Annotated in this window: 3 protein-coding genes; all 3 read left to right on the forward strand. The window is 58.1% G+C overall.

What is annotated here, in order from left to right; translation table 11 throughout:
* A partial coding sequence (locus D571_RS0113430) for an integrase core domain-containing protein (protein ID WP_018937056.1) occupies nucleotides 1-246 on the forward strand: 246 nt, incomplete at its 5' end.
* A 341-nt stretch (nucleotides 247-587) separates the two neighbouring features.
* The gene (locus tag D571_RS0113435) at nucleotides 588-2,390 is read left to right on the forward strand and encodes an ABC transporter ATP-binding protein (RefSeq protein ID WP_026287871.1); all 1,803 of its coding nucleotides are present in this window, start codon (nucleotides 588-590) and stop codon (nucleotides 2,388-2,390) included.
* A gap of 121 nt (nucleotides 2,391-2,511) precedes the next feature.
* Nucleotides 2,512-4,065: an asparagine synthase-related protein gene (locus tag D571_RS0113440; protein ID WP_051076194.1), complete on the forward strand. Its 1,554-nt coding sequence runs from the start codon at nucleotides 2,512-2,514 to the stop codon at nucleotides 4,063-4,065.
* Nucleotides 4,066-4,342: the final 277 nt, after the last annotated feature.

Below are 4,342 nucleotides of genomic sequence, written 5' to 3' on the forward strand. Positions count from 1 at the left end.
CAGTACATCCAGCCCGGCAAGCCGAACCAGAACGCCTTCATCGAGCGTTTCAACCGCACCTACCGCAACGAGGTCCTGGATCTCTACCTGTTCAACGATCTCGAGGAGGTCCGCGAGATCACCCACTGGTGGGTGATCGACTACAACGAGGAGCGGGCGCATGACGCCCTCGGCGACCTGCCGCCGGTCATCTACGCCCAGCTCCACTCAACCGCCGAGGACTCTAAAAATGAATGGTCCTCTTGACGGGGAAGCTTACGATTACACAAGATGGACCTACAATTATCGAAGGAAACTCTGATTGGAGCCCTACGGCCCTTATGTGGCTAATAGACGGGTTTTGGGACATGTGTTCGGAGGCGGGAATTCGTTAAAGCACTCCCATAATTTGCTTTATTCTAATTTTTATTCACCTTAGGTTTCCGCACTCACGAAGAAGCAACCTTATCTTGAGACCGAAAGCGGTCCGATCAAGCTTGTTTCCAGGCAGCTGTCGGCTATTATATTGAAACAATCTGGTGCCACCGAACTCTCTTGAACCTGTGCGCCAAACTGGAGTTTTGCCAAATGCAATGTGGTGCGTTAGCATGGTAGAGACCTTGCGCAAGCTTAATACCCTGTTGGACCCACGGGACCGTGGCAAGGTGGCGTTGCTGGTGATCCTCATGATTGCAACTGCGTTCATGCAGACGGTCGGCATCGCATCGATAATGCCATTTCTTGCAGTACTTTCCGACCCTGCAATGGTCCACGAAAACGACATGCTGCGCATGGCGTATGAGTGGCTGGAATTCGATTCGACCAGCAACTTTCTGTACTTCCTGGGGGTGGCGGCCTTCGTGCTATTCATGTCCGGAACGGCGTTGCAGGCTCTTAACCAGTGGGCGATCACTCGTTTCTCCCACATGCAGCAGTACGAACTATCGCGGCGGCTAATGGGCGACTATCTGGCGCGGCCGTTCACGTTCTTCCTCAATCGCAACTCGGGTGACTTGGCCAAGACGATCCTCCAGGAGACCACGCAGGCCATAAGCGGGGCTCTGATGCCGGCCCTTCGTCTCGCTAGTCAGGGGCTGTTAGCGCTGTTCATCGTCGCATTGCTCATCCTGGCAGAACCACTTCTCGCATTGATCGTGGCGGTCAGCCTGGGAGGGATCTACACGGCTATCTATTTGCTGGCACGCGCCTGGTTAAACCGCATCGGCCAGGACCGGGTGGAGGCCAACCGAGAGCGGTTCACTGCAGCGGCGGAGGCCTTCGCTGGTACCAAGGAAATCCGCCTGCTCGGGAGGGAGCGCGACTATCTGGAACGCTATCGCCAGCCCTCCAAGCGCTTTGCCAGGCACCAGGCCAATGCCGCACTGCTCCAGGACCTGCCGCAATACGCGATCGAGGCAATTGCCTTCGGCGGCGTGCTCGCGCTGATCCTGTTCCTGATGGCGGGTGAAGGTGGGCTGGCCCAAGCTCTGCCGCTAATTGGCCTGTATGCCCTGGCCGGGCGCCAACTCATTCCGGCCTTCCAGAAGATCTTCCAGCAAGTTGCGTCACTGCGTTTCAACACCGCCGCCGTGGACAATATCCTGAAGGATCTGGGGTCGCGCCCGGATAGCACGCCCTTGCTTGCGCACGATCAGGAGCCCGCACCCCTGGCGCCGGAGCATGCTATTAATGTGATCGATGCCACCTACAACTACCCGGGTCACGAACGGCCGGCGCTCAAAGATGTCTCGCTGGAAATCTCCGCACACACCACCGTGGGTTTCGTCGGAGCTTCCGGTGCCGGCAAGAGCACCCTGGTAGATCTGCTCTTGGGCCTGTTGGAGCCCGATGTCGGCACCATTCTGATCGATGGCAAGCCGTTAACCCGGGAGAACGTCCGCAACTGGCAGGCAGCAATCGGCTATGTGCCGCAGCACATCTTTCTGGCGGACCAAACCGTGGCGGCCAACATTGCCCTGGGAGTGCCGGAGGACAGGATCGACCATGCAGCGGTAGAGAAGGCCGCCCGTCTGGCCAACCTGCACGAGTTCGTGATGCGCGACCTGCCGGATGGCTACGACACCATCATTGGCGAACGCGGTACGCGGCTCTCGGGTGGCCAACGCCAGCGGATCGGTATCGCCCGTGCGTTGTATCGCGACCCGGCCGTGCTCTTTTTCGACGAAGCCACCAGTGCACTCGATAACGCGACCGAAAAAGCGGTGATGGAGGCCCTGCACAACCTCTCCGGCGAAAAGACGATCATTCTGATCGCGCACCGTTTGAGTACTGTTCGCCCTTGCTCCCGCATCTTCGTGCTGGAGCACGGCTGCGTGGTGGATAGCGGAACCTGGACCGAGCTCTCGGAGCAAAGCGTCACGTTCCAGCGGCTTGCCACCGGTGTCTCATGATGTCCACGGCCCGAAGGTGACGAATGAGCAACCTGCGGCTCTTATTGGCCGATGATCCGGCGTTGCAGCTAAGTGCCATCGTACATGGAGATCAGATCCGATGAATAACGCGGAGAGCCACTTGGAACACCTGGATCTCGACGGCGTAGAGTCCGCGCGCGAGCGTCCCTTTTTCGTGGCCAGTGCCGGTGCATCCGGTGTTCAAACGAACGGAACTCCGCATTGTGAGCTTGGCCACGTCCTACCCGGTCATGCAGTTCATGGCGATGACGGCATCTTCGTTCGCTGGAATTGGGATGGCGAGCGGCTGACCGTGGAAAACGATCGATACGGCATCTACCCGCTATTTTACAGCCATTACGGAGGCGAGATACGAATTTCGCCCGCCATTCAGCATGTACTGAACGGCGATTTTCCCAAGGCCCTGAACTACCCCGGGCTTGCCGTCTTTCTGCGCCTCGGATTCTTCTTGGCCGAAGACACCCCGTTCGAGCACGTGCATGTCCTGCCTCCCGGTTCGAGGCTTACTTGGGAACAAGGCCAGTTAGAACTAAAACGAGGCTCTCGCGAGGCACATTGTCCGTCACCTATGCCGCAGAACTTCGACGAGACCGTCGAGGTGTATCAAAACCTCTTTCGGCAGGCCATTGAGCGACGCCCCCCGCCGGAAAACGGCTACGATCTTGCCCTGAGCGGCGGCCGGGATTCCCGGCACATTTTCCTTGAATTGCTCCATCAAGGTCACAGGCCCCGCAGTGTGGTCACGGTTCAGGGGGCCTCCCCCATCAAAAATGAGGACGTTCTGCTTGCGAACCGCCTTGCGAGGGCCACAGACATCGATCACCGCATTGTTCGGTACGACGGCTCCTGTGTCGCATCGGTGCTCAAGGACGCAGAGCTGACGAGCCACTGCTCTAGTCCGCATACTTGGCTTATCTCGCTGGCCGCGTACTTCAGCCGAGCGAAATCGGAGTGTATTTACGATGGCTTGGCTGGCGACATCCTGTCGGGCGCACACCAGATGTCTGAGAGAAAGTTAACATTGTTGCAGACCGGCCGGACACAGGATCTGGCGGAACTACTCCTGCGCGAGATGAACCGCGAACCGGCCATCAAGGCATGCTATCGTCGTGCATTCATCGAGCGAATTCCCGAATCACTTGCGGTAGACAGAATCGCTGCCGAGCTGGAACGACACAGGGGTGCCTCGTCTCCACTTCAGTCCTTTGTTTTCTGGAACCGCACTCGCCGTAGCATCGCACTGCTTCCCTTCGGGCTCTTGGGGCAAGTGAAGACAATCTATTGCCCGTATCTGGATCACGAATTGTTCGACTTTCTGATGAACGTGCCCCCGGGCTACAACATGCAGAAAGCGTTTCACGATGAAACCATCAAGCGCCGCTTTCCCGAAGTCTCCCACATACCCTTCGACTCACCGAACACCGAGCCCGCCCCACAACCGGAAACGCTCCGCCATTATCGCGCCTGCGCGCGCGAAGGCCTTTCATTCGCCATGGGGCAGCCTCTGCATTTCACGCGGTCGCGGCTACTGAGGTCGGGGCGCCTAGCCCTCATGCTGGCGCGCACCAGTTTGGCTATCAAGCCTTCCAAACCATGGTACTTACAAACTCTTTTGCGGGGGATGGAAATGGATAGGATTAGCGCTCACCCCTGAAATGGCGCCCTGGTTCTTGGCTTCTTTACAAAGTCAAACTGATGCCCGTGCCCACGCCAACACGACAAGTTTCGCCTCCCGGATCGGATTATTTGTTCGTGGCTAGGAGTCGGTTCCCGAACGATTCCAGCGAAACGGGGGACCGGCTATCTAACTTCGAAAGCGTACCGCCACCCTCCCTACGTAAGCTTCCCCGTCAAGAGGACCATTCATTTTTAGAGTCCTCGGCGGTTGAGTGGAGCTGGGCGTAGATGACCGGCGGCAGGTCGCCGAGGGC

The organism is Thioalkalivibrio sp. ALJ24, assembly GCF_000377785.1.
Lineage (GTDB): Bacteria > Pseudomonadota > Gammaproteobacteria > Ectothiorhodospirales > Ectothiorhodospiraceae > Thioalkalivibrio.